This is a genomic window from Arthrobacter sp. 05L45_2, assembly GCF_056397525.1.
The window spans coordinates 1-2,174 of sequence record NZ_JBFTNO010000308.1 but is presented as its reverse complement, the minus strand read 5'-3'; the positions used below and the strand labels follow the sequence as shown (position 1 = coordinate 2,174).

The 2,174-nt window shown below is 67.4% G+C and carries 3 protein-coding genes; 1 reads left to right on the top strand and 2 read right to left on the bottom strand.

Annotated elements, in window-relative coordinates; genetic code table 11:
- On the bottom strand, positions 1 to 384 hold a 384-nt coding region (locus AC1DHD_RS15820; RefSeq protein ID WP_476880624.1), incomplete at its 3' end, for an ATP-binding cassette domain-containing protein.
- A 79-nt stretch (positions 385 to 463) separates the two neighbouring features.
- Between AC1DHD_RS15820 and AC1DHD_RS15815 the strand changes: the two genes are divergently transcribed.
- Positions 464 to 1,099, top strand: coding sequence for a PH domain-containing protein (locus tag AC1DHD_RS15815; protein ID WP_476880623.1), 636 nt, complete (start codon positions 464 to 466; stop codon positions 1,097 to 1,099).
- Between the two features lie 57 nt (positions 1,100 to 1,156).
- Here AC1DHD_RS15815 and AC1DHD_RS15810 read toward each other — a convergent pair.
- Positions 1,157 to 2,174 (bottom strand): ABC transporter permease (locus AC1DHD_RS15810; RefSeq protein WP_476880622.1); only part of this gene is annotated, 1,018 nt, incomplete at its 5' end.

The window sequence follows — 2,174 nt, the reverse complement described above, 5'->3', positions numbered from 1 at the left end:
CTGTGCACCCACGGTGTACACCGGGTTCAGGGCTGTCATGGGTTCCTGGAAAATTACCGCGACGTCCTTGCCGCGGACCGCCCGGATGTTCGCATCGTTGCCGCTGAGCAGTTCCCTGCCGCCGAGCTTCACGCTGCCGCTGACCCGGCTGTTGCTGGGAAGCAGGCCCAGCAGCGCCATGGAACTCGCGCTCTTGCCGGAGCCGGACTCCCCCACGATGGCCAGGACCTCGCCGGCCCGCACGTCGTAGTTCAGTCCGATCGCGGCGGGCACCCATTTTTTGTCCACGCCGAAGTCCACGCTGAGGTCACGGACCTCCAGGACGGTGTCGCCTTTTCCGGGCGCGGGGGCCGGGGCCGGATCCAGGGTGATGAAGTCAGTCATGTCGGGTTTTTCCTTCCACCCGAGCCGCCGGCACACCGGTGATTAGTGCTGGAACTCGGAATACTGAATTATGGGGGGCATGAGCACTGTGCCCTCTGCCGGGAACGTAGAAATTTTCAAGGCCCGCACGAACAAATGGTTCGCGTGGCTGGCCTGGACCGTGGCGCTGGTCGGCCTGGTGGTGACGGTCGCCGCTGCGGGTCCCGCCGCCTTGGCCGGGACGGCTCCGCTGCTCCTGATCGCCCTGCTGGGCTGGCAGTTCTTCTGGATGCCGGCCGTTGTGGTGGACGACGGCGGCGTGACCCTGGAGAACCCGTTCCGCACCGTACTGGTGCCGTGGGCCGCCCTGGTGCACGTCGACACCCGCTATGCGCTCACCCTCGTGACGGCGGAGAAAAGCTACGCCGCCTGGGCGGCGCCCGCCCCCGGCATCTGGGGCGGGCGTAACGCCCGCCCGGAGGACCTGGCCGGTCTGCCGGATACCAGCTACGGGCCGGGAAAGTCGGTGCGGCCCGGTGACCTCAAGTCCACCGATTCCGGCCAGGCTGCCCGCCTCGTGCGCAGCCGCTGGCGGGACCAGGTGGAAAGCGGCGCAGTGGCCGCGGCCGACACTGATTCGGACGCCATCGCCGTGACCGTCACGCCGCGCTGGGCGGCGATCGGCGTCGTCGTCGTGCTGCTGGCGGCCAGCTACTGGGCCGTGGCCGCCCAGTAGCTGGCCGCCGGAGCGGCTCCTGATTGCCCTCTCCCCCGGGGCGGGGCTGCACCGCATCTAGCGGTCCTTGGGTCCATCGAGGGCGGTGACGGGGGTAGCCTCCGGGATACGGCCGGACGCATCCTTGGCCTTCTTGGCGTTGAACTTCTTCTGCCGCGGATCGAACGCATCCCGCAGCCCGTCGCCGATGAAGTTGATGCTGAGGCAGATCAGCACAATGAACAGGCCGGGGAACCAGAAGAGCCACGGGCGGGTCGCGAAGGCCTGCTGGTTCTGTGAGATGAGCAGGCCCAGGGAGGTGTCCGGTGCCTTGACGCCGACGCCGAGGAAGCTCAGCGCTGTTTCGGTCAGGATGGCGGCTGACATGGTCAGGGTGACGTTGACGATCAGCACGCCGACGGCGTTGGGCAGGATGTGCTTGAAGATGATCCGGGCGTTGCTTGCGCCCGAGATCCGGGCGGCGTCGACGAATTCACGCTCGCGCAGGGACAGGAACTCGCCGCGCATCAGGCGGGCCAGGCTGACCCAGCTGATCAGGCCCAGGAAGATGCCCAGGGCCAGCACGCCGTTGGTGCTGGCGAAGGCGGCGAACCAACTGCCGGAGTCGCGCCGGCCAGCCATCTGCGCCATAACAGCGGCAAGCAGCAGGGCCGGGACGATGATGATTACGTCTGTCAGCCGCATCAGGATGGCTTCGGCCCAGCCGCGGAAGTAGCCAGAGACCGCGCCGACCACAACGCCGATCAAGCCGGCGATGATGCCGATGACAATCATGATGGTGATCGACTGCTGGGCGCCGCGCATGGTCATGGCGAACAGGTCGCGGCCGATCCGGTCCTGGCCGAACGGATGCTCGCCCCAAGCCAGGGGCCACAGCRACGACGTCGGGGCGCCGTCGTTGACCAGCGGTGAGACCTGTTCGTGGTTGTACTTCCACCAGCCGGGAAGGCCCAGGTAACCGACTGACGTGAACGCGACGATGAAGATGAGTGCGAACACGGCCAGGCCGATGATGGCGCCGGAGTGGCCCAGGAAGCGCTTGCGGACAATCTGCCCCTGGCTCAGGCCTTTGGCC